Annotated in this window: 18 protein-coding genes, 4 tRNA genes and 1 pseudogene; 7 read left to right on the plus strand and 16 right to left on the minus strand. The window is 28.2% G+C overall.

What is annotated here, in order from left to right; all coding sequences use genetic code 11:
* Window positions 1-205 precede the first annotated feature (205 nt).
* A complete protein-coding gene (locus tag M9409_RS00575; RefSeq protein WP_250227021.1) occupies window positions 206-826 on the plus strand; it encodes a TonB family protein in 621 nt (206 codons plus the stop codon).
* A gap of 538 nt (window positions 827-1364) precedes the next feature.
* Here M9409_RS00575 and M9409_RS00580 read toward each other — a convergent pair.
* From M9409_RS00580 to ribA, 8 genes are all read right to left on the minus strand, one after another.
* On the minus strand, window positions 1365-1529 hold the full coding sequence (locus M9409_RS00580; protein WP_320411835.1) for a YciC family protein: 165 nt from the start codon (window positions 1527-1529) through the stop codon (window positions 1365-1367).
* Between the two features lie 610 nt (window positions 1530-2139).
* Entirely contained in the window at window positions 2140-2976 is an 837-nt protein-coding gene (gene trpA, locus M9409_RS00585; protein ID WP_250227022.1) for a tryptophan synthase subunit alpha, read from the minus strand.
* Complete coding sequence (trpB, locus tag M9409_RS00590) at window positions 2973-4175, minus strand: tryptophan synthase subunit beta (protein WP_250227023.1); 1203 nt, start codon at window positions 4173-4175, stop codon at window positions 2973-2975. The genes trpA and trpB overlap by 4 nt, the downstream gene beginning before the upstream one ends.
* Window positions 4176-4215: 40 nt before the next feature.
* Entirely contained in the window at window positions 4216-5592 is a 1377-nt protein-coding gene (trpCF, locus tag M9409_RS00595) for a bifunctional indole-3-glycerol-phosphate synthase TrpC/phosphoribosylanthranilate isomerase TrpF (protein ID WP_250227024.1), read from the minus strand.
* Window positions 5593-5603: 11 nt separating this feature from the next.
* A complete protein-coding gene (gene trpD, locus M9409_RS00600; protein WP_250227225.1) occupies window positions 5604-6599 on the minus strand; it encodes an anthranilate phosphoribosyltransferase in 996 nt (331 codons plus the stop codon).
* Window position 6600: 1 nt separating this feature from the next.
* Entirely contained in the window at window positions 6601-7200 is a 600-nt protein-coding gene (locus tag M9409_RS00605; protein ID WP_250227025.1) for a glutamine amidotransferase-related protein, read from the minus strand.
* 2 nt (window positions 7201-7202) lie between these two features.
* Window positions 7203-8765 (minus strand): anthranilate synthase component 1, encoded by a 1563-nt coding sequence (locus M9409_RS00610; protein WP_250227026.1) that lies wholly within the window; start codon window positions 8763-8765, stop codon window positions 7203-7205.
* Window positions 8766-11606: 2841 nt separating this feature from the next.
* Window positions 11607-12194 (minus strand): GTP cyclohydrolase II, encoded by a 588-nt coding sequence (gene ribA / locus M9409_RS00615; RefSeq protein WP_250227027.1) that lies wholly within the window; start codon window positions 12192-12194, stop codon window positions 11607-11609.
* A gap of 1616 nt (window positions 12195-13810) precedes the next feature.
* On the opposite strand from ribA, the gene M9409_RS00620 reads away from it, so the two are divergent.
* Window positions 13811-14596, plus strand: a complete 786-nt coding sequence (locus M9409_RS00620; RefSeq protein ID WP_250227028.1) for an enoyl-ACP reductase FabI — start codon at window positions 13811-13813, stop codon at window positions 14594-14596.
* Between the two features lie 303 nt (window positions 14597-14899).
* Entirely contained in the window at window positions 14900-15559 is a 660-nt protein-coding gene (locus M9409_RS00625; protein WP_250227029.1) for an MBL fold metallo-hydrolase, read from the plus strand.
* Window positions 15560-15727: 168 nt separating this feature from the next.
* Here the strand turns inward: M9409_RS00625 and M9409_RS00630 are convergent, their stop codons facing one another.
* The 5 genes from M9409_RS00630 to M9409_RS00650 all read right to left on the minus strand — a co-directional run bounded on the left by M9409_RS00630 (window position 15728) and on the right by M9409_RS00650 (window position 20935).
* Window positions 15728-16945 carry an amino acid aminotransferase gene (locus tag M9409_RS00630; protein WP_250227030.1) on the minus strand — a complete coding sequence of 406 codons (1218 nt, stop codon included), beginning with the start codon at window positions 16943-16945 and terminating at the stop codon, window positions 15728-15730.
* Window positions 16946-17159: 214 nt separating this feature from the next.
* On the minus strand, window positions 17160-18569 hold the full coding sequence (gene asnS / locus M9409_RS00635; RefSeq protein WP_250227031.1) for an asparagine--tRNA ligase: 1410 nt from the start codon (window positions 18567-18569) through the stop codon (window positions 17160-17162).
* Between the two features lie 282 nt (window positions 18570-18851).
* Window positions 18852-19370 (minus strand): bifunctional 3-hydroxydecanoyl-ACP dehydratase/trans-2-decenoyl-ACP isomerase, encoded by a 519-nt coding sequence (gene fabA, locus M9409_RS00640; RefSeq protein ID WP_250227032.1) that lies wholly within the window; start codon window positions 19368-19370, stop codon window positions 18852-18854.
* Between the two features lie 774 nt (window positions 19371-20144).
* The gene (gene hspQ / locus M9409_RS00645) at window positions 20145-20462 is read right to left on the minus strand and encodes a heat shock protein HspQ (protein ID WP_250227033.1); all 318 of its coding nucleotides are present in this window, start codon (window positions 20460-20462) and stop codon (window positions 20145-20147) included.
* Between the two features lie 143 nt (window positions 20463-20605).
* Window positions 20606-20935 (minus strand): TusE/DsrC/DsvC family sulfur relay protein, encoded by a 330-nt coding sequence (locus M9409_RS00650; protein ID WP_250227034.1) that lies wholly within the window; start codon window positions 20933-20935, stop codon window positions 20606-20608.
* Between the two features lie 383 nt (window positions 20936-21318).
* On the opposite strand from M9409_RS00650, the gene M9409_RS00655 reads away from it, so the two are divergent.
* Window positions 21319-21402: transfer RNA gene (locus M9409_RS00655), tRNA-Ser, on the plus strand.
* Window positions 21403-21709: 307 nt separating this feature from the next.
* On the opposite strand, the gene M9409_RS00660 is transcribed toward M9409_RS00655, so the two are convergent.
* Window positions 21710-21783, minus strand: a tRNA-Lys gene (locus tag M9409_RS00660).
* 389 nt (window positions 21784-22172) lie between these two features.
* Between M9409_RS00660 and pgsA the strand changes: the two genes are divergently transcribed.
* The 3 genes from pgsA (at window position 22173) to M9409_RS00675 (ending at window position 23288) form a co-directional block, all read left to right on the plus strand.
* Entirely contained in the window at window positions 22173-22724 is a 552-nt protein-coding gene (gene pgsA / locus M9409_RS00665) for a CDP-diacylglycerol--glycerol-3-phosphate 3-phosphatidyltransferase (protein WP_250227035.1), read from the plus strand.
* 393 nt (window positions 22725-23117) lie between these two features.
* Window positions 23118-23189: transfer RNA gene (locus tag M9409_RS00670), tRNA-Cys, on the plus strand.
* Between the two features lie 17 nt (window positions 23190-23206).
* Window positions 23207-23288: transfer RNA gene (locus M9409_RS00675), tRNA-Leu, on the plus strand.
* 154 nt (window positions 23289-23442) lie between these two features.
* Here the strand turns inward: M9409_RS00675 and M9409_RS03320 are convergent.
* Window positions 23443-24397: pseudogene (locus tag M9409_RS03320) on the minus strand (L,D-transpeptidase family protein).
* A gap of 370 nt (window positions 24398-24767) precedes the next feature.
* Window positions 24768-25691, minus strand: a complete 924-nt coding sequence (gene lpxL, locus M9409_RS00690) for an LpxL/LpxP family Kdo(2)-lipid IV(A) lauroyl/palmitoleoyl acyltransferase (protein WP_250227038.1) — start codon at window positions 25689-25691, stop codon at window positions 24768-24770.
* Window positions 25692-26036 lie beyond the last annotated feature (345 nt).

Raw genomic sequence — 26036 nt, forward strand, 5'->3', positions numbered from 1 at the left:
TTGTATATTTCTGTTACGCACTTAAAGTGTTAAGAAGATTGATTTGAATAATAATAATAATTTTTAATATAAAAATGTAAAATGCACATCATAATGAAACATGATGTTTTTTAAACAAATAAAAAATTTGATTATTGATCTGTATCAACAGATTTGGTGTAAACTGTATATATCGCTTTATTTTTGTTGTTTTTTGTCATGTGTAATGCACGTATTGGTAATATATGTATTATTAAATCGTTATTGTCATTTTGTTAATACTTCAACTTACACCCAAAGATCTCAAATAATTACATTGTCATTACTGCAATCTAATCAGCTTTTTCATGAATCGTTAGAAAAAAATCATGTGTCGAAAAAATTTGAACCATATCGTAACCAGCAAAATCCAAGAGCTATGATGTATTCAAAAAATAAAATTGTAGATAGTTCTCAACATAAATCAAATACTAATTCAAATTTTCATTTGATTAAAAAAAACAATGTTAATATTGAGGATTCTACACTAATGCATTCTTTGAATTTGTCTCAAAAAAATTATGATCGGACGTATATATCTTCTTGCATAATTAATCGTGTGTATCCTGAATATCCCAATAGAGCGAGAATATTAAATATAGCAGGAAAAATTACTGTACAATACGATGTGAATACTAAAGGTAGAGTTGAGAATATACATATATTATCAGCTGTACCGCCTGGTATTTTTGAAGAAAGTATTAGATCAGCTATGCGTCGTTGGGTATATGAGCGTGATAGGCCAGAAAAAAAATTAATTATTACTTTTAAATTTTGTTTAAATGCTGTAAAAATATTTGGGAATTAGTATGATATATGGTTATGTTATGTAAGTAATGTGTTTGATTAATCGAATAGTTGTTATTTTACGTTATAATATACATAGGTGTTGATGTCGTATTCATTATTTTCAGTGTACATAAAATGTTTTTAAAAATTAATAACTTCATATTGTTTTGATAATCATGTGTAAGCGGTATTAATGAATTAAAATAATTGTAGCTAATATTTTTGTTCGTGCTACTTGTTACAATTTTAACAATGAAGATTCAAGAATGGAAATAATGCATTAGTATTAGTATGAATGTAGTTTTTATTAAGCAATTATAATAAATATTGGTGGCGTGATTAAATGGATGTTACAGTAGCTGATTTTTATGCTTAGTCGGACAGTTCCATAATGGATATATTATGAGTGATGATAATAACCGGAGTTATAACTGATTATAATAGATAGCGGTGTAGTCAGAATCGTGTTATTATTAAGTTCAACCGTATGCACAATGTAGTGTAAGAAATGAATAGTAATAATTTTGGAAATTCTGGTATTGTTGAATTAATGATATTTATTGTATTATAAGATTGATTGTTTTATTGGTGGTGGATAAAACATACAACGTAGTTAATATACTTCCTAATAAAAAGTTACCACTTATCAGCTTAGAAATACTTTTAGAGACAGATAATTTTAATAAAATATACCGTTGATTTGATGATATTTCCTGGATTATAGCTTATAAGTTCATATCAATACAGTGATAGTAAATATGAGATCTTCTTTTTGGTAAGAAAGAATAATTTAGGCTAGTTTAAATAATGAATGTCATAACTAATATTAATATTGTAATGTTAATATATAATAATTGAGAATACACACAGAATATATTTTAAGACCATTTGATTATCATAATTTTTATAAAAATATTTTTGAAAATGAAAACCATATTTCCTTAAAATCGAATGTATGCAATTTAATCAAATTATTTAATTTTAAACAGAACATAATATGATTCTACAAATAGTTAATGGTTCATCATATTATTCGGGAATACTTGTAATTGGTAATTTTCTGATAAATGATATCGTTAATTTATAACAATCTGAATGTTTCTGCATCAATGTGGTGAAATTGTATCTAGGTGTCTGTTTATAAGTTTAATGTGTTTTAATGGGAAATTAAACACGTTATAATAACATTTTACACATATGTTAATGTGATATCAAGTTTAAAATAATCTATTTTAGAAGTTTTATAAGGATTTACATGTTAATTTGAGGATTGTAATATATAATTATTTAGTTGTTTTTTCAAAATAAGAATGGAAGTAATACATTTATTTATTAATTTAAATTTATATTGAAATGCATGGATTTTTTCATAAGACGTACTAATCTTTCTATTTTATTAAACGCTAGTACTATATCAGATATATTTTCTTCGATAATTTTTGCAATTTTAGAACCGGTGATGATCCCAGAAGTTCCTAACAATAACGATTCTTGAGCTTGAAGTGGTGTGTGTATTCCAAAACCTTGTAGTATAGGTAAATTTTTTTTTTGTTTTTGGATACACTGAATCATATTATATAATATAGCGTTATTGATTTTTGTTGTATTAATATCTATTCCAGTTACTCCGGGGCGAGATAATAAATAGATATATCCATGTCCGAAAGTAGTAATATTATGAATTAATTCTTCGGTAGCATTAGGTGGACAAATGAAGATATGGGCTATTTTGTGTTGCACAGCAGAACTATAAAACGGTAGGCTTTCTTCTACAGGAAGATCAGGAATTAATATGGAATCTATATCTATATTTGCACAATATGAATAGAATTTATCTATTCCATTTTTAAAAATTAAATTTGCATAGATTAGTATACCGATGGGTAAATTTGGATATTTATTACGAATATTGTATAGCATCGTCATACAACGTTCCAAATTCATCCCTGATTTAAAAGCACGTTCCATGCTCTTTTGTATCATAGGGCCATCTGATATAGGATCAGAAAATGGTATTCCTAATTCTAATGCATCGGAGCCTGATGAAACTAATATATCTATGATGTGTGTAAAAGAAATAGGATCGGGATATCCTATAGTAATAAAAGGAACAAATGCTCCTGATTTTTTTTGATTTAGGTGTGTAAATAATTTTTGATAACGATTCATTCTGATGTATCTCTTTCTTTTTGTAATTGCAATGCATCATAAACTGTAGAAATGTCTTTATCTCCACGTCCTGACAAGTTGACTATTAAAATTTGTGATTTATTTGGTTGTTTTTGAATTATTTTTAATGCGTGAGCTAAAGCATGCGCAGATTCTAGAGCCGGTATAATTCCTTCATGAATAGATAGTTTCTTAAAAGCTGTTATGGCTTCTATATCATTAACAGATACGTACTTTACTCGACCAATATTTTTGAGGTAAACATGTTCTGGTCCAACAGATGGGAAATCAAGACCAGCGGAAACAGAATAAGAGTTTTTTATTTGTCCTTCTGCAGATTGTAAGATTGAAGTTTTCATACCAAAATAAATTCCTGTACTTCCATGTTGTAGAGCAGCCCCATGATATTTAGTATCTACACCTAATCCTCCAGCTTCTACTCCCAATAACTGCACTGATGGTATGTCAATAAAATCGGAAAATATACCAATAGCATTAGATCCTCCTCCTACGCAAGCAATAATTGCATCTGGTAAGCATTGTTCATATTTTTGTATTTGTTTGTATGTTTCTTTGCCGATGATACGTTGAAATTCTCTAACGATTGTAGGAAAAGGATGGGGGCCAGCAGCTGTACCAAGCATATAATGAGTGTATTCATAAGTTTTCGACCATTCACGCATAGCCTCGTTACAAGCATCTTTTAAGGTTTCAGAACCATGATATACTGGAATAACTTGAGTACCCATTAACTGCATGCGTAAAACATTGAGTTTTTGACGTTTTATATCTTTGGATCCCATATAAATACGACATTTTAACCCTAACAGAGATGCTGCAATGGAAACAGCCACTCCATGTTGTCCAGCACCAGTTTCAGAGATTATTTCTGTTTTAGACATACGTTTTGCTAGTAAAGCTTGTCCTAATACTTGGTTGGTTTTGTGAGATCCTCCATGTAATAAGTCTTCTCGCTTTAAATATAGTTTCGTTCGAGTTCCTTTTGTTAAATTTCTGCATAATGTTAGAGGAGTGGGTCGCCCGGCGTAGTGATTTAGAAGATATTTAAGTTCTTTTTGGAAAAGAGCATCATCTTGAGCTGATATAAACGCTTCTTCTAATTGATTTAGGGCTGGCATTAGAATTTGAGGTACATACATACCTCCAAATTCTCCAAAATAGGATTTTAGTTTTATCATATTGATTATTTTATTTTTAATTATTCGAAATGTATGTTCCTTAATAAGACTTGATTATTTGGAAGATTTTGATAAGTTTCCGGTGATTTTTAATGCCTGGTTTAATTTCAACACCAGAATTAAAATCTAAACCTATACAGCCTATGCGTGCCGCTTTATCGCAATTGTTTATTGTTAATCCTCCTGCTAAAATTACTTTATCTAATCGCATATTAGATAGTAGTGACCAATCGAAAGTTTTGCCGCTACCTCCTCCATTGTCTGCTAAATAGCGGTCTACGTTCAATATATTATACCTTGACAATGGCCTGTTGTGGTGCCTCATGTTAATACTTTTCCATATACGACATTGCATGGGCAACTGTGTCCGTAAAATATTAATGTAATCTTGGTTTTCTATGCCGTGGAGCTGAACCGCTGCTAATTTCAATATGTTAGCTATGTTAACAACATAAGAAATTGTAGCGTTACAAAATACACCAACATAACTTAAATGTTGTACGTGAGAAACAATACGTTTTGCAGTTATGATATTTATGCAGCGAGATGAAGTGGGAACAAAAATTAAACCTCCGTATATTGCTCCTGATTTATATGTAATATAAGCGTCTCTCACTCGAGTAAGTCCACATATTTTATTTTCTCCTAAAATTAATTTTTTAATGGCTACATTAAGATTTGGTTGAGACATTAATATTGTGCCTATTAAAAATCCGTTGACATATTGTCTAAGTTTTCTTATATGACAATAATTGTTAATACCAGACTCGCTGATTACAGTGATTGTATTAGGTATATCTTTGCTTAGAGTAATAGTACGATTTAAATCAACAGAAAAATCATGCAGATTGCGATTATTTATACCGATTACTTTCGCTCCTAAATATTTAGCACGTTTTAATTCATCTGCGTTTGAGATTTCTGTTAAAACTCCCATACATAGTGTGTGAGCTATTTTGACCAATTTTTGATAAGTTGTATCATCTAGAATTGATAGTATTAGTAAAATGGCATCAGCTTTATGTAAACGTGCAAAATAAATTTGCCATTCTGAAATAAAGAAGTCTTTACATAATATTGGTTGTTCTACGATATCGCTTACTTGGTGTAAAATATCAAAATTTCCATGAAAGTATTTATCATCAGTTAATATCGAGATCACTGAGGAGTAATTTTTATAAGTTTGCGCTATTTTAACAGGATCAAAATTATTACAAATAATACCTTTAGAAGGAGACGCTTTTTTACATTCTAATATAAATATTGTTTGACGTTTGTTGTTGGACATAGCGCTATAAAAATCACGATTGCTTAATTGTGTTTTGGTTTTTAAAATATGTAACGAATGCTGCTTTTCTTGATTAGCTATCCATATTTTTTTATATGACAGAATTTTATCAAGTATTGTGTATTGCATGATTTTGTATCTTAGTTGTCTGATAAAGAAGTTAAGCGAGCGTAAGGTATACCATGATGCATTTTTTCTAAAGCTAGTTGTGTATTAGCATGTAAATTGTTATGCCCAAATAATTTTAATAATAATGCTACATTGGCTGCTATTACAGCAGAATGAGCAGGTTCTCCTTTTCCTTTTAATGTATTGATCATGTATTCGTGGGCTTGTTTTTTTGAATAACAACGTAATGTTTCTATCGGATAAGAGTTTAATCCAAAATCTGACGCTGTTAAAACATAATTGCTGATGATATCGTTGTATAGTTCTGCTACATGAGTAGAAGAGTGTAATCCTACCTCATCAATCCCTCCGCAATGTACTACTATCGCGTGATTATATTTAAGCAACTGCAATATTCGGATTATAGGCGATAATAATTCTTTTTTGTATACGCCAATGAGAGTTAATGGAGGTTTGGATGGATTGATCAATGGCCCTACTATATTAAATAACGTAGGAATTTTTAATTGCTTGCGTATGGGCATTATGCGGTGTAGTACTTCATAGTATTGTGGGGCATATAAAAAACATATACCTAATTCATTAAATTTTTGATATGATTTTTCTGGAGTATTATCTATATGTAAATAATATTTTCCTAGTAAATCCATTGATCCTATTAGACTAGATATACTGGAATTGCCGTGTTTAATGATTTTGGCGCCACAAGTTGAGGCTACAATAGCGCTAGTTGTAGAAATATTAATAGTATTACTATTGTCTCCTCCGGTACCTGTAATGTCTGCAAACAAGCTATTTATACGAGGAAAAGGTTTAGAATGAGTTAATAATACATTTACAGCGCCTATAATTTCTTCAAAAGTCTCTCCGCGTATTTTCATACTAATCAGCGCCGATGCAATCTGTATTGAAGATAATTTTTCTTTTATTATGCAATATAATAATGTTTCACTTTGTTCTTGGGTAATATTTTTACCTTGATATAAAGTATGTAAAATGTCTTGTATATTATTTTTTTTCATTATATAAACACATTGCCCATGCGATAGTTTGTTGAATAAGTTGCGTTCCGTGAGTAGTTAGAATAGATTCGGGATGAAATTGAAACCCACAAATCCGATCAAAGTCATTACGTACTGCCATTACCGTGTGTTTGTTGTAATAAGCATTAATTTTTAAATTATTTGGTATGCAATTACCTATTAATGAATGGTATCGTCCTACTAAAAAAGGGTTTGGTATATTAGAAAACATAGCTAAATTGTCATGGTATATCAAAGAAGATTTTCCATGAAAAATTTTTTTTGATTGCGATATATGTCCTCCATAAAACTCTACAATGGCTTGATGTCCTAGACAAATTCCGATTATTGGAATTTTTCTGTGTAATCGTGTTATTAATTGTATCATGCATCCAGCTGTACTAGGAGATCCAGGGCCTGGGGACAATATTAAAATTGGGTCTATCATATCTGATAGTTTATCAATTATTATTGATGCTGGTAGTTGATTGGTATATATCAATACTTGATGTCCGTTATTACGTAACTGATCTACTAAATTATACGTAAATGAATCAATGTTATCCAATAATATTATGTCAGCCATTGTCAAAATAATTCCTCAGAGCCATGTGCTGTAGAGATGGCATGTAAAACAGCACGTGCTTTGTTACGGCTTTCTTCGACTTCTAATTGAGGTATAGAATCTATTACTATACCGGCACCTGCTTGTACTGTCGCTATTTGATTGGTAACATAAGCTGATCGGATGATGATGCATGTATCTAAATTTCCAGAACCAGTTAAATATCCAATCGCGCCCCCGTAAGTATTGCGTCGAGTACCTTCTACTTCATAAATCAGCTGCATAGCTCTGATTTTAGGAGCTCCAGTTAATGTTCCCATATTCATACATGCGCGATAGGCATGTAGTATATCAAGATCATTACGCAATTCTCCTACTACTCTAGATACTAAATGCATAACAAAAGAGTATCTGTCTACTTTTAATAAATCAGCTACATAACGGGTACCTGCTTTACAAACACGTGCCAAATCATTTCTGGCTAAATCTACTAACATGAGATGTTCTGATAGTTCTTTATGATTTAGACGCATTTCTAATTCTATACGGTTATCTGAATCTATATCTAATGATCCGTCAGTATGATAAGTTCTAGATCGCGTGCCAGCGATGGGGTAAATTTCAATTTGTCGAGTATCTGCGTTGTATTTTAGAGAACTTTCTGGAGAAGCCCCGAAAAGTGTAAATGTTATGTCCTGCATAAAAAACATATAGGGACTAGGATTATTAGTTTTCAATACATGGTATGCTGCTAATGGTGAAGGACATGGAAGGAAGAATCGCCGTGAAGGAACAGCTTGTAATATTTCTCCTTGACGGATAGATCTTTGTATTTTACGTATAACTCGTTTATATTTTTCGTCATTCGGATCACAGTGTAATCTCATGTTGTGTAGTTTTTTGTAAGGAATAGACTGAGGTGTTTGACTAATTTGAGTTTTTAATTGGTTCATTCTAGTTTTCAATCGGTTTTTTTCTAAGGTATTTGAGCTAAATAAGGTGCTTTGTAAGGAAGCAGTATATTTTTGATGATCAAACACCAATAATGTTTCAGATAAATAGAAACAGTAGTCTGGGCATGTATAAGTATTGATTAATTGAGGAAACGATTCAAAACAAGATATTAAATCATAAGAAAACAAACCCCCTAAAAATATAGCTTTGGGGGTATTTGGAAGAGGTTGTATTATTTTCAACAATGAGCGTAAACAGTCAAATATTGAAATTGATCGTAGACGTGTATCTTCATCAATCATTGTTTGTATTATAGGAAATATAAATTTAATTCTGTCAAAAGTTTTATAAATTTGTACTTTTGTAGGTAATGTTTGTGCTAGTAATGGGAGCAAGCTTGCTCCATTTTTAGTCAAAGCTTGTACAGTAACGGTTGTACCATAGGCGGTAATACGTAATGCACTATCAATAATCATCATACTTTCTATGTTGTGTTTTTTATTGATTTCTGATGATTCTAATAATAATGTCGAATTGCGTTTATTGCATAATTGATTAAAAACTTCTGAAGAATTAGAGTGGTAGCGTACTTGAATATTTAGACATTGCATTCGATTTTTTTGATATCTCATTATTTTTTAAATTTTTTCAGTGATTTATTTATCAAACAGCTCATTTATATTAATGGTCTAATTGAAACATTTTTATTTAAGTATAGTAACTTTTTTAAATAATCGCTTAATTACTAGAAACGGTATTAATAAGAGAACATTCAATTTTATCTCGATGTGATTTTTATGTTTTTTATAGATATATAAATATCAATAACATTGATAATACTATTGTTTTTTAAAATGTCAAATAGCAGTTACTGTTATTAATAGTAAAAATATTTTTAATTGAATATGGTAATATTACAGATAGACAACTTAATAGATAAAAAATTGTCTATTATTGTTGTGAGTATCAAATGTATAGTTTTTTATTAAAATTATAATTATTACGATAAATATAAAATTACACTGAATTATAATGAAAACATATATATATTATTAGTTTTTATAGATTTTAATGGTTTTTTTGTAAAGGTGTTAATTATGTCATCAACTATAAATACAATTTAAATAAATGTACTGAAATGATATTTATTAAGTGTATATTTATATATGAGGAAACATATACGCAAATATATATATATATATGGATGATTGTATCATTTTACAAACATGATAAATTTGGGTAGAAATTGTTGTATTTGGTTGATTGTGTTGATGTAATAATTAATTTCAATAACGTTAAGATAAATATATTGTGTAATTGAATGCTATTTAATAGAGTAATTTATCGAATTAACATGAGTGTACAAAGTTTAGAATAAACATTCTATATATAATATTTTAATTTAATCGTTTTTGATATTTATTTCATGATGGTATATATGAAATTTTTTTATTATTTGAATAATGTGTAAATCTTTAAATTGCATTTCAATACATTGATTAGATGTATTATGGATGTATTAATGTGTGAGGGTATAATATAATGAATTCCTTTTTGAGAGACTTCATGTGTAATGAAGAAGATTAAAGTGATGATTTTGTATGATTTTATTTATGTTAATATAATTAACTAAATTTTTCTGATTGATAAGCTGCTTATATTATCAACATGAATAATAATTATGGTATTTATAAAAGGATCATTTCTCAATACTTGAAATGTTATTATTTTTATTTAGATTGATAGTATGAATTATTTTGAATTGGATCTATAAAACAGTGATGAATGGAAGTTGTGACGATGTTTACTGAAATTATTGAAAATAAAGCTCATTAATAAAAATATTTTTAATTGCTTGGTGAGTTATTTACATGTGGGGATTAAATCTAGTAGTATACTGTAAACATATTGATTTTTAATTATATTTAGCAATGATGATAGTAGTTGTGTATATTTAATATTGTTTAAAAATAAATTATTCTAATTTTTAGTGTGAATGAAATTTTCATTGAAAATGATCATAATGATTTACGTACCGTAATCAGGACTCAATTACATTAAAATGATGTGAATAAAAATTTAGATATTACAACTCAAAATGATTAAGTTTAAGAATGTATTATAATGCACATATTATTTATAGATGAGTTTTAAACTGAGTTGGTGATAGATGATACTTAGAAATAGTTTGGTACGCCAAACTTTAATGTAAGTGTGCATTATTGTGATCATATGAAATTAAATATTTTTAAATCAAATTTTGATAATGTTTCGTTGTGCATTGCTTATTGAATAAGTGTTAATAAATGTTTTATTTTGAAACAATTTTTATAGATTTATATTTGTAGAGTTTTGTGACTATGACTTGATCTATTTTAGAATAAAATCATTAATAATAAGTAAATTATTTGAAACTTTCAGCATTATGTATTCTATATAGTTTTATTGTATGTAATAATTATGATTATATCGCGTATATCAGAATAGGATGTATGCAGTGGTTTTAGTGATGATTAATTAGTAGTTAAATGTTGTTTGTATTCTTCAGGGAAGAATAGAGAATTTTATGTAATGGTAATATTATTAAATATATTTATATAATGCAGTATATTATAATTGATGTGTATTATAGTAATACTAAACCTTCTTGTGTTTTATAAATGATTAATTATTTAGGTCAGAAATTGTTTTTTAAGTATATTTTTGAGTCTTTAAAAAAAAATTTAAGTAAATTTAATAATATCGATAAATATGCGGATATGTAATTTATGTAAAATAGTAGGTGGGTTATAGTTATAATATATGTATATTGAGGATATGATTTGAATAAGGTTATTAATAGAAAGATGACATATTTTGTGTATATATGGAAAATATTATATTTTTTGAGTTTTGAAATAGTTAGATGTAAATAAATGAAAATGTTGTTGAAGGGATTCGTTCAATATAATAAAAATAAAAAGTTATGTGTTCATGGATTGTGTAACGGATTTTAAGAGTGATAGTTTTTATTTAAATTAAAGAAAGATATGATGTGTAAAAATATTTTTTATATTTTTATAGTATGGGGCTTTTGTAATAAATTAGTGTATATTAAAATTAATTGAATTAAAGGATAGTGGATTAGTGATGTATCATTTATTTGAACTATTTTTATTTAAAATAACTTGATGATTAAAGCGTGGTTCTTTTATAAAGCACAAATAAGAATAATTTTTTAAAGATATAACTTATGAAAAATTTTGATGGATTTTATATAGGTTAAATTGCTGAAGTTTTGTATTTATACGATTTAAATTAGATGTCGATATTTAAAATCATTATTTTTATTCTTTGAAGAAGATAAAAATTTAGTTCGGTATGATAGAGTATACATATTGTTTATTTTGTACACAGAAGTAGCTAATGAAGTTTTCATATAACAAAACATTTTTAAATTTTGTAGTTATAATGTTTATATTTTTTTATGATAGTTATAAAAATAAATGTCCTAATTTAGATGCTTTGGTATCCAAATATCTGGAGTTTTCTGGATTTCTTCCTACTATTAGAGGAACTCTTTCTGTTATGTCAATACATGATTTATTTAGGATTTCTACTTTTTTTGGGTTGTTGGTTAAAATGCGTATTTTTTTTACATGTAATAACTTTAAAATATCTGCACAAATAGTGAAGTCTCTTTCGTCGGGAGCAAAACCTAAACATTGGTTTGCTTCTACTGTATCAGCTCCACTATCCTGTAGTGCATAAGCGCGAATTTTATTTAGTAATCCAATGTTGCGTCCTTCTTGACGGTGATAGATTAAAATACCGCATTTCTCTTCTGTGATGCAATGTAATGCAGTTTTTAGTTGAAATCCGCAATCGCAACGTGAACTAAATAAAGCATCGCCTGTTAAACATTCAGAATGTATTCGAGTTAATACGGAATCTGATCCAGTAATATTTCCATATATTAATGCAACGTGATTATTTCCAGTTAAATTTTCTTCAAATCCTACGACTAAAAAATTACCCCAAAGTGTTGGTAATCTTGCTTCTGTCACCCGTCTAAGTCGCATGTTATTGCCTCTCTAAAGATGTCATCAAGAATGTTTATTTTTTATTAAAGAATTGCTAGTTTTTTAATAATAGTGTTGAAGTGTAAAATATGTTATATATTTAAACATTCGTATTATGTTGTATAGTACAAAATAACTTCGTTAATTAATAATTAAATATTGAATATGTATTCAACAGTATTGTTATAAGCATAATTGTTTAAGCTTGTTATTATAACTATAAGATGTGTTATGTATGTTACAAATAATATTTATTAATATTTTTTATTTTAGCGAGTTTTATTAAAACTATATAAAAAGGTGGTATTAAATTTAAATAATTACAACTTGTATTTACTATTTTCAATATCCATATGTTTTAGTTTTATAACTACAGCAAGTATAATGTATTTAATAAAATTTATGAATATTTATGTAAATTTTTAAAAATATAATAATTTTATACATAAATGGTATTTATTTTTTTGTATGTGTTTTGTAATTACGAGCACAAATAAACATTTGATATTTAATGATTTATTACAATGAAAAAAATAAATGTGCATGTGCATAGACAAAACATCATATATTTTGTATTTTTTTGATATAAAATTAGTGAATAATTAATAAAATTAGTTAATATTTTTTTTGATTATTATTTTAATATTTATTGTTAAAAGAGGATGGAATTACAGTATGATCTAATATATTTTTAGTACAAATAAAATTATTTTATTAAAATTTAATATCATCTTTTATGGAATCATAAGTTAAAGGAATTAAGATTTATTTTTAAGTAATTTATTCTACATTTTACGCAGTAATGAAGGAGCAGTCGCACATATATCTAATCGATATAATTTCTTCAAATTTAGTGTTATACAATAATGATTACATAACCACTATTAATGCTTAGTGCTGCTGGGTATGTAATTACGTAATAAAATGATTATTTTAAAAACGTACATGTGGTAGTATGATATTTTATTATGTAGCTTGTTTAAAGGGATTATACAAGCCTAGTTCATTTCAGAATTGATATCTCTAAGATATGTTAATAAATAGGTTAAATTTATTGAGAATTTATAACAATATAATTAATAAAATTTTGATAAATATATTGAGCTATAAAAATTAGAATATTTTAAAATTTTTGACATGAAGATTCAGTAGTAATTATTTTGATAAATTGTTTGATGAATATTTATTTTTTAAATAATTGTAGTTATTGAATAGAAGTAAATAGTGTGTTGTTAATTAAAATATAATATATATTATAATAATAATAAATTTTTTTAATACTCCATATTTATTGATTGGTTATCGTAAAGTAGAATGAGGTGATGACGCTGATCATAATTTATTATAGTTGAAGTTTATATTCATTTTTACGATATGGCAATTGTAGATTGTTGGTTCACAATGTAACTATATTTTGTAGGTATTGTTTGTTATGATAGTAGTAGCCATTTTACTACAAATTTATTGGTGATAATTTATACAATTAATATTAAGTAACAATCTTGCAGCAATAATAGAAGTTTGTAAATATATAATAGTATTCGTTATAATTAATGTTGAACGCTTAATGTATTATTATTTTTTATTACATAAACGTGTATTTTGGGGATATAAGTATGGCATTGCTTAGTAATAAGCGAATTTTAGTTACCGGCATAACTAATAATAGATCTATAGCTTATGGCATAGCTCAGGCTTTACATAGAGAAGGTGCGGAATTAGCTTTTACTTATCATATTGATAAATTAAAATTGAGAATGCAAAATATATCTAAAAATTTTGATTCTGATATTGTATTACCATGTGATGTGTCTGAAGATTCTTGCATACATAAATTGTTTGTTGAGTTAAGAAAAAAGTGGTTAACTTTCGATGGATTTGTACATGCGATAGCATTTGCTCCTACTGATCAATTACAAGGTGATTACATAGATACTGTTACTCGTGAAGGTTTTATATTGTCTCATGTTATTAGTTCTTATAGTTTTGTAGGTATAGCTAAAGCATGTAGGAATATGCTTAATAATACCGCATCCTTAGTAACATTGACTTATTTAGGTGCCATGCGTGCTACACCTCATTATAATGTAATGGGATTAGCTAAGGCTTCATTGGAAGCGAATACTCGTTATATGGCTAATGCCATGGGACCAAAAGGTATTCGTGTCAATGCGATTTCTTGTGGGCCTGTTCGTACTTTGGCGTCTTCTGGTATTAAAAATTTTAAAAAGATGTTATTATGTTATCAAAGAAAATCGCCTGTTCGTCGCAATATTTCTATTGAAGAAATTGGAAACGTTGCTGTATTTCTATGTTCTGATTTATCATCTGGTATTACCGGTGAAATAATTTATGTTGATGGTGGATTTAATATCGCGTCCAACATAGATGATGCAGAATGATTCATATACTTAGTGAGTATATGTAGAGTGTAGTTGTTATTTTTGAATATTTTAAAGTTGAAATTGTATTCAATAATTATATGTGCTTAAATATATATTTAAGATCATTCGTTTTAGTTATTGGGTTATTAACGAATATATGTGTTCTCTTATAATTATTGTTTTATTTTATAATCTAATATGTAATTTTTATAGTGTAATTATTTTTAAAAGTATGAATCTACATGGTAGATTTGTATGTAAATACAAATATTAAAACATTATTAATTTTTAGAACCAGATGCACATAATTATGAGATAAATATGCGATATAGTATTGTACCGGTCACTCCTTTTCATCAAAATTGTTCAATAATTTGGTGCGAAGCAACACATGAAGCAGCGTTAGTAGATCCTGGGGGAGACAGTGATAAACTACGATCAGAAATAGATAGATTAGGAGTAAAAATAAATAAAATTTTATTAACCCATGGTCACTTTGACCATGTCGGTAGTGCTATGGAATTACAACAATATTATAAAATCCCAATAATAGGTCCAAATAAAGCTGATCAATCGTTGTTAGATGATTTATCTATTCAATACAGAATGTTGGATTTAAGTATTATAGATTTCTTTAAAAATACTACTCCTAATTCGGTTATTCCAGACGTTTGGTTAGAAGATGGTGATATAGTGCGAGTAGGACACGAAGTTTTTGATATATTACATTGTCCAGGACATTCCCCTGGGCACGTAGTGTATTGGAATAAAGTACGAAAATTTATGGTGATGGGAGATGTGTTATTTAAAAAAAGTGTTGGTCGCACGGATTTGCCCGGAGGAAGTATTACAATGTTAATTAATTCTATTAAGACTAAATTGTTCCCATTGGGAGACGATATTCTTTTTTTACCGGGACATGGAAGTACTTCCACTCTGGGTTATGAGCGTAAAAATAATAATTATGTGGCATCATCATAGTGCGAAATTTATAACTCATTCATTAGGATTAGAGAAAGCGTCTACAATTATGACAAACAGGACTCTAGATTATACATGTTTGTGTTGAGGTGTTGTGTAATTTTTAATTGCATCTTCATATTTGTATGAAGATTATTAAACCTTCTCTAATTATCCTAAAAAATAAAATTAGGATGGTGAGTTAATCGCTTTTTTATAAGTTTTAATGATAGCTTTGCTTACATAATCGATATTATCTTCTGATAAACCGGATAAATTAATTCTACCAGCGCCTACCAGATAAATACCAAATTGTTCTCTTAGTCTAATTACTTGATTTTCTTTCAGTCCTATAAAAGAGAACATACCACATTGTCGTTTGATAAAACTGAAATCTTTATTTTTGTCGTGAGTTTGTAAAGTATTCGCAAGTAATTTTCTCATGTGTTTGATGTGTTCTCTCATATTTTTTAGCTCTGATTCCCATGTAGACCGTAAAATTTTGTTATTTAATATCAAAGACACAATGGATGCTCCATGAGCTGGTGGATTAGAATAATTACCACGAATAATAACCCGTAATTGACTTAATGCTCGTTCTGCATCATCATTATTATTAGTAATTACAGTGCACGCTCCTATTCGTTCGTTGTATAATCCGAAGTTTTTTGAATAAGAATTACATACTATTAATTCCGGGTTTTTTTTACAGAAAATATATAAACCTTCGAGATCTTCCTTTAAACCATGAGAGAATCCTTGGTAAGCTAGATCAAATAAAGGTAGCCATTGTTGTTTTTCTGATAATTCTGATAGAATACTCCATTGTTCGGTATTAGGATCAATACCTGTAGGATTATGGCAGCAACAATGAAACAATACGACATCATTAGGTTGAACGTCTTGCAAACTTGAATATAATTCATCAAAATTTAGTGAATGATTTATATTATTATAATAAGGATAAGTATATACTGATAATCCTGCAGCCAGGAAAATATTTCTATGATTGATCCAAGTAGGAGAGCTAATCCATATGCGTTTAGATTTAGTATTTTTTACTATAAATTCTGCTGCAATACGTAACGCTCCAGTACCTCCTGGAGTTTGAACAGTTCGCATGCGTTTTTCCGAAACAATAGAATTAGCATTGCTGCCAAATAGTAAATTTTGAGTCGCAGTATTGAAAGAATGTAGACCTTCTATATTGAGGTAATTTTTGCTAATTTCATGTTTTAACAACCATTCTTCAGCTTGCTTGACGCTAGTTAAAACAGGAGTATTTTTTGTTTTATCGATATATACTCCTATTCCGAGATTAATTTTATTTTTTCGTTCATCGGCATCATAAATTTCTGATAAACCAAGAATTGGATCGTCAGGTGCCATTTGAATAGATTGAAACATAATATGTATCCGTATGTATTGTAATGTGCAGAATATCTTATTTATATCAAAAATTATTATGTTTTTCCAATTATTTATATTGAAATTTTCAATTTTAATAATATAAGGATATTAAATATATAATCATGTATATAATGATGTGTATATGGATCATTTTTGAAAAATTACAATTAGATTTATTTTCAATATTTTATTTATATGCGCATAGTTTTCATTAAAAATTAATGTTTTTAGAGGATCTAGGAAAAGGAATGACATCTCTAATATTTTTTATTCCTGTTACATATATCATTAATCTTTCAAAACCTAATCCAAATCCTGAATGAGGTACTGTTCCGTAGCGTCGTAGATCACGATACCACCAATAATTTTCTTGCGTTAGATGGTGTTCTTGTAATCTTTGATCTAATTTTGATAATCTTTCTTCTCTCTGTGATCCGCCAATCATTTCACCAATTCCGGGTACTAAAATGTCCATAGATGCTACAGTTTTATTATCATCGTTTAAACGCATGTAGAAGGCTTTGATGTTTTTTGGGTAGTTTTTTATTATTACTGGGGATTTAAAATATTCTTCTGAAAGATATTTTTCATGTTCAGAGAATAAATCTGTTCCCCAGTGTATTGAATTATTGAATTTTTTATTACATCTTTTTAATAATTTGATTGCTTCAGTATATTCTATGTGATTGAATGTAACATCAACGAAATTCTCCAGAAGAGCAATAATATTTTCATTTGTTTTATCAACCAAGTATTTCATATCGTCAGAACGTTGCTGCAGAAGTGTTCTGATAATGTTTTTGAGTAAAGACTCTGCCAAAATAATAATATCATCTAAGGTCATAAATGCAGCTTCTGGTTCTATCATCCAAAATTCAGCTAAATGGCGATTAGTATTGGAATATTCTGCTCTAAAAGTTGGACCAAACGTATATACTTTCGATAATGCGCAAGCGTAAGCTTCTGCGTTTAATTGACCTGATACTGTTAAAAAAGCTTTTTTACCGAAAAAATCATAGGTATCATGAGTACGATTCAATTTTTCGTTCGGATTATTTAACATTTGTTGAGTTTCTGAAGTAGACACGCAAAACATTTCACTGCTTCCTTCAGTGTCACATGCGGTAATGATAGGAGTCGGGATCCATATAAATCCTTGTTTATGCATAAAGTTATGAATAGCTTGCGATAACGTATCTCTGATACGGGCAACTGCACCAATTATATTAGTACGTGGTCTAAGATGAGAAACTTCACGTAAATATTTCATAGTGTGTTTTTTAGCAGTTATTGGGTAAGTACTGGGATCTTCTATCCACCCTAATATTTTAATGTTTTTTGCGATTACTTCAACATGCTGTTTCGTGCCAATAGATTTAGTTATTATTCCCATGATTATAACTGAACAACCGCTAGTTAAACGTAATATTTCGTTTTTATAGTTGTGTAAGTTATCATAAGCGATTATTTGTAATGGGGTGATACATGAACCATCGTATAGATCTAGAAAAGAAATTTTAGATTTAGAATCTCGTCGGGTACGAATCCAACCGTGTATGGTAATTTCAGTATTTTCTGATATATGACCGTGTAGTATATCCACTATTGATACTGTATTCATCTATAGTCTCCTAATTTTTTCAACTAATTATATTTATTTTTAATTGTATTATTGTAGCTGATGGTTTTTATTTCTTTAAGTATTTATGATTCAGATATAGATGACTGCGATAACTTAATACATGATTAGTCAAGGATATGATTATTATTGTAACTATATGTTATTAGTTACAATAATATATGATGTTTGCATCATTTTGTATGAAATCATCCAAATTTATACGAAGTTACTCAATATAGCCTAAGTTAATACGTAAAATATTTCGCTTTATGCCAAAATATTTTAAAATACTGTAGAACTCTTAAATAATCCAACTTTTAAATCAGTTGCAGTATAAATTATTTTCCCATCACACAATACTTCACCATCAGCCATGCCCATGATTAACTTTCTGTTGATGATTCTTCGAAAGTGAATAAAATAAGTGACTTTTTTAGATGTAGGTAAAATTTGACCAGTAAATTTAACCTCTTTTACCCCTAAAGCACGTCCTTTACCTTTTCCTCCGATCCAACCAAGATAAAACCCTACTAACTGCCACATAGCATCCAATCCTAAACATCCTGGCATAACAGGGTCTTTTATAAAATGACAATTGAAAAACCACATATCTGATCGAATATCTAATTCTGCTTCTATAAATCCTTTATTATAATTGCCTCCATTTTTAGTCATTTTTATTATTCGATCCATCATCAGCATGTTAGGAGCGGGTAATGTTGGTCCGTTTTTTCCAAATAATTCACCCCTACTGGAAGCTAATAGATCTTCTTTGGTATAGTATTCACGTTTATTCAGCATAGTACATCTCATCTTATGAGTACATTTATTCATTTCGTGTCCATATAAAATATAACAACTATTAAATACGATTGTATTTCGTATGTACATACGATGATGGAAAATGATTGATTGTGTTATATACATTTGATTGTTTTAATCAAATGATTAAATTTTTTTTAATGAAAAGTTTAAATTGTTATGTTTTAATAAGGTTTGAATTTGTATATTCATTTTAATGGATTATTTTGTTGTGTTTTGTATTCTTAATATTATATGTTGGTTATATATATAACTTTATGCCAGTATGTGTAATTACATTGAATATGTATTGTCTGTACAATAATGTGGTTGCTTCGTGCAGTCATATGTGACTTGATAGTATGTAATTTCATAAATATATGTTTTATAAAAAAAATTAGTTTTGAATGAATGAATTAAAATGTAAATTATGACAAAAAATAATGTCAATTAATATTGATTGTAGTATAGGATAGTATAGTGTTTTAATGATTGAAGTATCAAGAAATATGTTCGAGTCTATTTTATGGGCTATGAAATAAAAAATTTATATTTTTACGTAAGTATGGTAAGTAATTACTACGATTAAATTTTTGTTTAAATTTGATATTAAATAATAGATATTTATAGAATTTAAAATGTTATTGAATTAAATAGTTATATTTTTTTAACAATATAACCATGACAAGGGAGTTGGAATAATCCCATTGTTATGGGATATAAAAAAAATCAATAGATTTTTTTATATCTATGTAAGTTTTGTAGCAATGAAGATTAATTTCTTAGTCTTGGTGTTTGAAGTTGTAAACGAATGGATTCAGAAAGTTCATCTAAAGTTGTTTGTTCTGGGTGTGTACGAATGTTTTCGTAACCTAATTGTGCTTCTGCTAAATAAGTATGCATAGGTTTTCCTTCTTCGTCCTCCATAACAACATGATACCACGGAGATTTTCGTAGAGTGTCGTTTTTTGTAATTTCATCTAATATAGGTTTTTCGAGGGAATATTCTGGATCTATATCTATTATTACTCCTAAGTATCCTAATAATTTGTGCCGTACTTGTTGTCCTATTCCAAATTTGCTAGCTATCATAAATACCTCGTTAATCACGATTTTCTGAAAATAATAAAGTAGATATGGGATAAGATAATAAAATCAAGGGTAAATTGTTTGATTAAGTAAATATGATATAACTGAACAATTTACTCACAATTTTTTAAATTGTGTTTGTTATATTATAAACATTTGATAGGTTTAGGAAGGCCAGAAATTTTTGCAATTTTTTGAGCTGCGGATCCTTTTGGAAATAACCTAGCAAGGTATTGACTATTTCCTTTTTCTTTACCATATTTTAGTGCTATAGCATTAATTAATATTCTAGTTTTTGGTAGTGAGTTAAATTCCATATAGAATTTTCGTGCAAAATATATGATATCCCAATGTATTGGGCTTAATGCAATGCCTTCCAATGTAGCGATTTTAATTGCAATTTCTTCATTCCAATCCTCAAGATGAATCAGATATCCTTGTGAATCAATATTATCATTTATTTGATTACATTTCATAATATAATCCTTGATTACTTAATAAATTTATTATTTTAATAAAAATGTGGAGAATCAAAATAATGTCTAATAAATCTAAATACAATTAAAATGATATTAATTATGAGTATGTTATGTGATTGATAAATAATCAATGTACATCAGTTTATCACTAAATGCATAATTATAGATATATAATATATATTTAATATAGTTTAACAATAATATAACTAAATATGGTTTGTTTTATTTATAGGATTTGTTTTTTTATATTAAGCATTGGTTTTCAGTATAAATTAAAACAATTTAACAATTGTTAATTTTTTATTGTGTACGGAAGTATAGTATATTTATTATATGTATTGAAAATGGTAAAATAATTTTATTGTTTCCAATCTGTTGAAGGAGGAGTGGCCGAGTGGTTTAAGGCGCCGGTCTTGAAAATCGGTAATGTCAAGCATTCTAGAGTTCGAATCTCTACTCCTCCGAGGATTTTACTGTATATAATTAGTGATTATTTTTGAGTATCAACTAAATGCAATATAACTAAATGTTTTTATTATTTTTTTAAAAATTATAAAACAAAGTAGTCCTTACAGGTAGTTATTTTGATACTAATAGATGCATGATTTCACGCTTGTTATTTACGGGTATGTATTCAGAAGTGATTGTCGGAATTTTATTTCGATATTCTGATGATTTTTTATATAGATGTGTGTTTATGTAAAATTTTTTAAAGACTTCTTTAATCTGGTTTACTGAAAATTTTAGTAGGTATTGCAGTATCTAATTGATTGGGTCGTGTAGGATTTGAACCTACAGCCAATTGATTAAGAGTCAACTGCTCTGCCGTATTGAGCTAACGACCCAATTATAATATTGTAAGGGTAAAATACCATATTAGCAACTAAATTGAATTTTGATTATTTATTATTTATATATTATTATGATGTTATGTGTAGCTGCTTTTGAATGATTAAAAAAAAGAGTTTATTAATTGTTTATATGCATAGATACTGTATCTACAGTAGTGAATTGTTGTGGTTTTAATATTTTCTTTAATAGAGAAATTGGTTATAGGTTACATGAGTATTTTGTATAATATTTAATTAAGAATTGTGCTTATGTTAATAATTAATAATGCTATTATGTGAAAGTTTATTTATGAATATAAGAGAGGGTATGCATGTATTTTCAAAGATATGGTGTTTTTTTGAGAGATAATATCTAATTTTTTTAGATAATTGTTTTTGTGATTATGGATTGTATCAATATACCAACATATCTTACTTTATTTCGTGTTATCATGGTGCCGTTTTTTACTATAATTTTTTATCTACCTGTAAAGTGGGCGCCAATGATATGCACCGTTATGTTTTTTGTTGGGGCTATCACAGATTGGTTTGACGGATTTTTAGCTCGTCGTTGGAAACAAACTACTAGTTTTGGTAAGTTTTTAGATCCAGTAGCGGATAAAGTTATGATAGTCTCAGTGCTTGTTTTAGTAGCTGATCATTTTCATGAGTGGTGGGTCACATTACCAGCATCCATTATAATTATTCGTGAAATGATCATGTTAGCATTACGTGAATGGGTAGCTGTAATGGGTGGTCGCAATGGGATTGGGGTTTTATGGATTAGTAAAATTAAAACATTTATACAAATGTTAGCTTTAACTGCATTATTATGGAACTCTGATGAATGGATAGTAATTGTAGGTATTGTTGCGTTGTATATTTCAGTGTTATTAACATTTTGGTCTATGTGCATCTATTTATATATTGTGCGTTATGATTTGTTTAATTATTGATTTTTATTTATATAGATTGTAAATTTCAGGTAAAATTTAATTTTATTTATTGAAAAAAAGTTGATAAATGTTGTATGAATGTATAGGTATGAATGCGAGAGACTACTTATATAGTATAAGTGTATTGATTTAAAGACAAAATATAATTTTTAAATTTTATAACTGATTTTGTTCAACTAATATTATATTAGTAGTCAGATATATAACTCATATAATAGATTATCTTTTGAAATAAAAAGGTAAATTGTGATTATTAGCAATCTGTTATTTTGTTAAGTTAATTAATAATAATTTAAAATTGTTACCAAAGAATATATATATATATATGGTTATATTGATTGGATAGTAGAGATTGTGTTTGTATTTTGTATAGCTGATTAATATTGTTTACGAGGCGCGTTGGCAGAGTGGTTTATGCGGCGGATTGCAAATCCGTATATCTCGGTTCAATTCCGAGACGCGTCTTTTGTTTCAGTAGTACAGCCCGGGTGGTGGAATTGGTAGACACAAGGGACTTAAAATCCCTCAGCTTTAGCTGTACGAGTTCAAATCTCGTCCCGGGTAGTTTATAATATTATTATGTACGATACGACAAAAATTATTTTAAATATTAAAAATGATTTTTATTTAAAAATAAATTCATTCAAACATATGTGGTGTATGCCGCTGTGAGCATGCACCAATATGTTTGATCTCGATAGAGATGGGTTGTTAATGATTATTTGTTTTTATTGTTGGCAAATTTGTTCGTAATGTTGATCGGTATTCCAGAACGGGCTTTTAATTCTTTGTTAATTATTTCATAGTCTACGTTGGAATCATTCTCATCTATTAATATGGATTGTATTTGTTGTTTTAAATGCGCTATAATCGATGATTCTGATTGGTTTTTTTCTTTTCCACAGGATAATGGATTATGAATTTCTAAATACCGCATACCATTTTCTTCAACAGTGCTCTTCACAGGCTCATTTATAAATCGTACTTTAGTACCGATGGGAACTATGTTGAATAAGTATTCGATGTCTTCGGGACGTAATCTTATACAACCTCGAGTTATTCTAAGGCCAATCCCAAAGTTGCTATTGGTGCCGTGGATTGCATAATTTTTTTCTAGATATAAAGCATACATCCCCATTGGGTTATTAGTTCCTGCTGGAACTATGGTAGGTAGGATTTCTCCATGTTTAATGTATTCATCGCGCATGGTTTTAGTAGGAACCCAAGTTGGGTTTTTTTTTATGTGTTATTGAAGTTGTCCAATGTGATGGTGTTGCATGTTCAATGGTTCCGATAGCTATCGGTAACACAATTACAGTATTTTTTTTTTCAGGATAATAATATAATCGCATTTCAGCGTTGTTAATAACAATACCTGAATGGGGTGTATTTGGTAAAATTAATTGATGTGGAATTATTAGTCGTTTTTCTGAATCGGGGAGATATACATCAACGTTGGGATTGGCTTCTAACATGTTACTTATGCCTACTTGAAATTGTGCAGAAAAATGTTCCAGAGAGTATTTATTATTCTTGGGTGTGAGAATTTCTATATTCTGTCCTATTAGTCTGTTATTGTTATCAGGTAATGTATAAACAGTAGCATAAGCAAAATGATGATATAAACCGACAATAAAAAATATTATATTATAAAAATATATTTTTGTATTCATATTTATTTACATTATTTAAACATTTATATTTTTATTCTTGCATGTGATTAATCGTGTGTAAGAATGATTGAAAAAAAATTTGAAATGTTAATTTTCATTTGTAGTTAATTGATATAACTCTAAATTATACCAAAAATTGTAATGAAACTACAGTAGTATATAATAGTTTAACTGTTAATTAATTTCAAAAAATGATTTATAGGTTAAAGTAGAAATATTTTGAATATAATGTGATTAATAACATTTAATTATGGAACGATATAAATGAGCTTTGCATATTTTTGTATCTGAATGTTTATTGTATTAGTAACAATGTATGTAAAATGATTTGATTTTTATTAGTTTATAATAAGTTATTTTATTTTTTTGATCAGTATAAAGAAGATTCTCCCGGAGGACGGGTTTTAAATCGACGATGTAACCACATATATTGGTCAGGGGCTAACAAAATTACTTGTTCTATCACTTTATTAATATGTTTAATCATGTCGATATTTGTATCTAAAGGTATTTCATCTTGTTTGTTTGGCAGAATTAGTAGTTCATACCCAAGAACATTAGGTAATCTTCGCGCCACAAAAGGAACAATTGCAGGCTTAGCTATTTTTGTTAATATATAAGTACCGATGGTACTTGCTGCATTTGACACTGCGAATAAAGGGACGAATACGCTGTTTTTATATCCATAATCATGATCTGGCGCATACCAAACAATTTCTCCGTGTTGTAAAGCTTTAATCATACCTTTAATATTAGTGCGATCCAACATTGTTTTATTTGATCTGAGTCGTCCCTTAGTTTGCAACCAGTTTAGTAATGGATTATTATTAGGGCGGTAGACACCAATGCCTGGATGTAGCATTCCTAAAATTCGAGCACCTAATTCCAAAGTGAAAAAATGCATTCCAATCAACAATATGCCTTTATTTTTTTTTCGTGCCTGGGTTATACTGTCTAGTCCATTAATTTTAAACCAGCGTTTAATTCTGTGCTCTGACCAAAACCAAGCCATACCGGTTTCAAATATCCCCATACCTATTGATTCACAATTTTTTTTGAACAAATCTTGTTGTTCTTGACTTGGTAGATTAGGAAAACAGAGTTCTAAGTTTCTACGAATGATACGCATACGATTGATCATAAAATATTTTGCAATACGACCAATTCTGGTGCCAAGGTAGTGTATGATAGGATAAGGGAGTAGTACCAATATATATAATATTCCTATTCCTAACCAGATTAACCAAAATCGTGGACACAAGAAAGAATAATTAAAGACCGGAAGTTTCTTCATATATAGTCAATGATATCATACAAATGTATTCATTACATACTTATAATATTAAATTGTTACAATGATTCTTAAATAGAGAATCTATTGCTACAAAATGCACATACACATGTTTGAAATTATTTATATAATTTTTTAATGAATAAAATTTTTAAAATTAGATGATATACATTTATGTATATAGAAAATATATTTCTGTTAATTAATGATGCTCTAGAGGATTTAAAAATGAAAGTTTTAGTATCATTAAAAATTTATTTTGTTAAAAATTAAAGAAATAATTTTTTCATTTAAGATTATATTTTAAAAATTCAACAGATATTTGTACGTATAGAATTTTTACAGGTT

This window comes from Blochmannia endosymbiont of Camponotus sp. C-046, from assembly GCF_023585865.1.
In the GTDB taxonomy this organism is placed as follows: domain Bacteria; phylum Pseudomonadota; class Gammaproteobacteria; order Enterobacterales; family Enterobacteriaceae; genus Blochmanniella.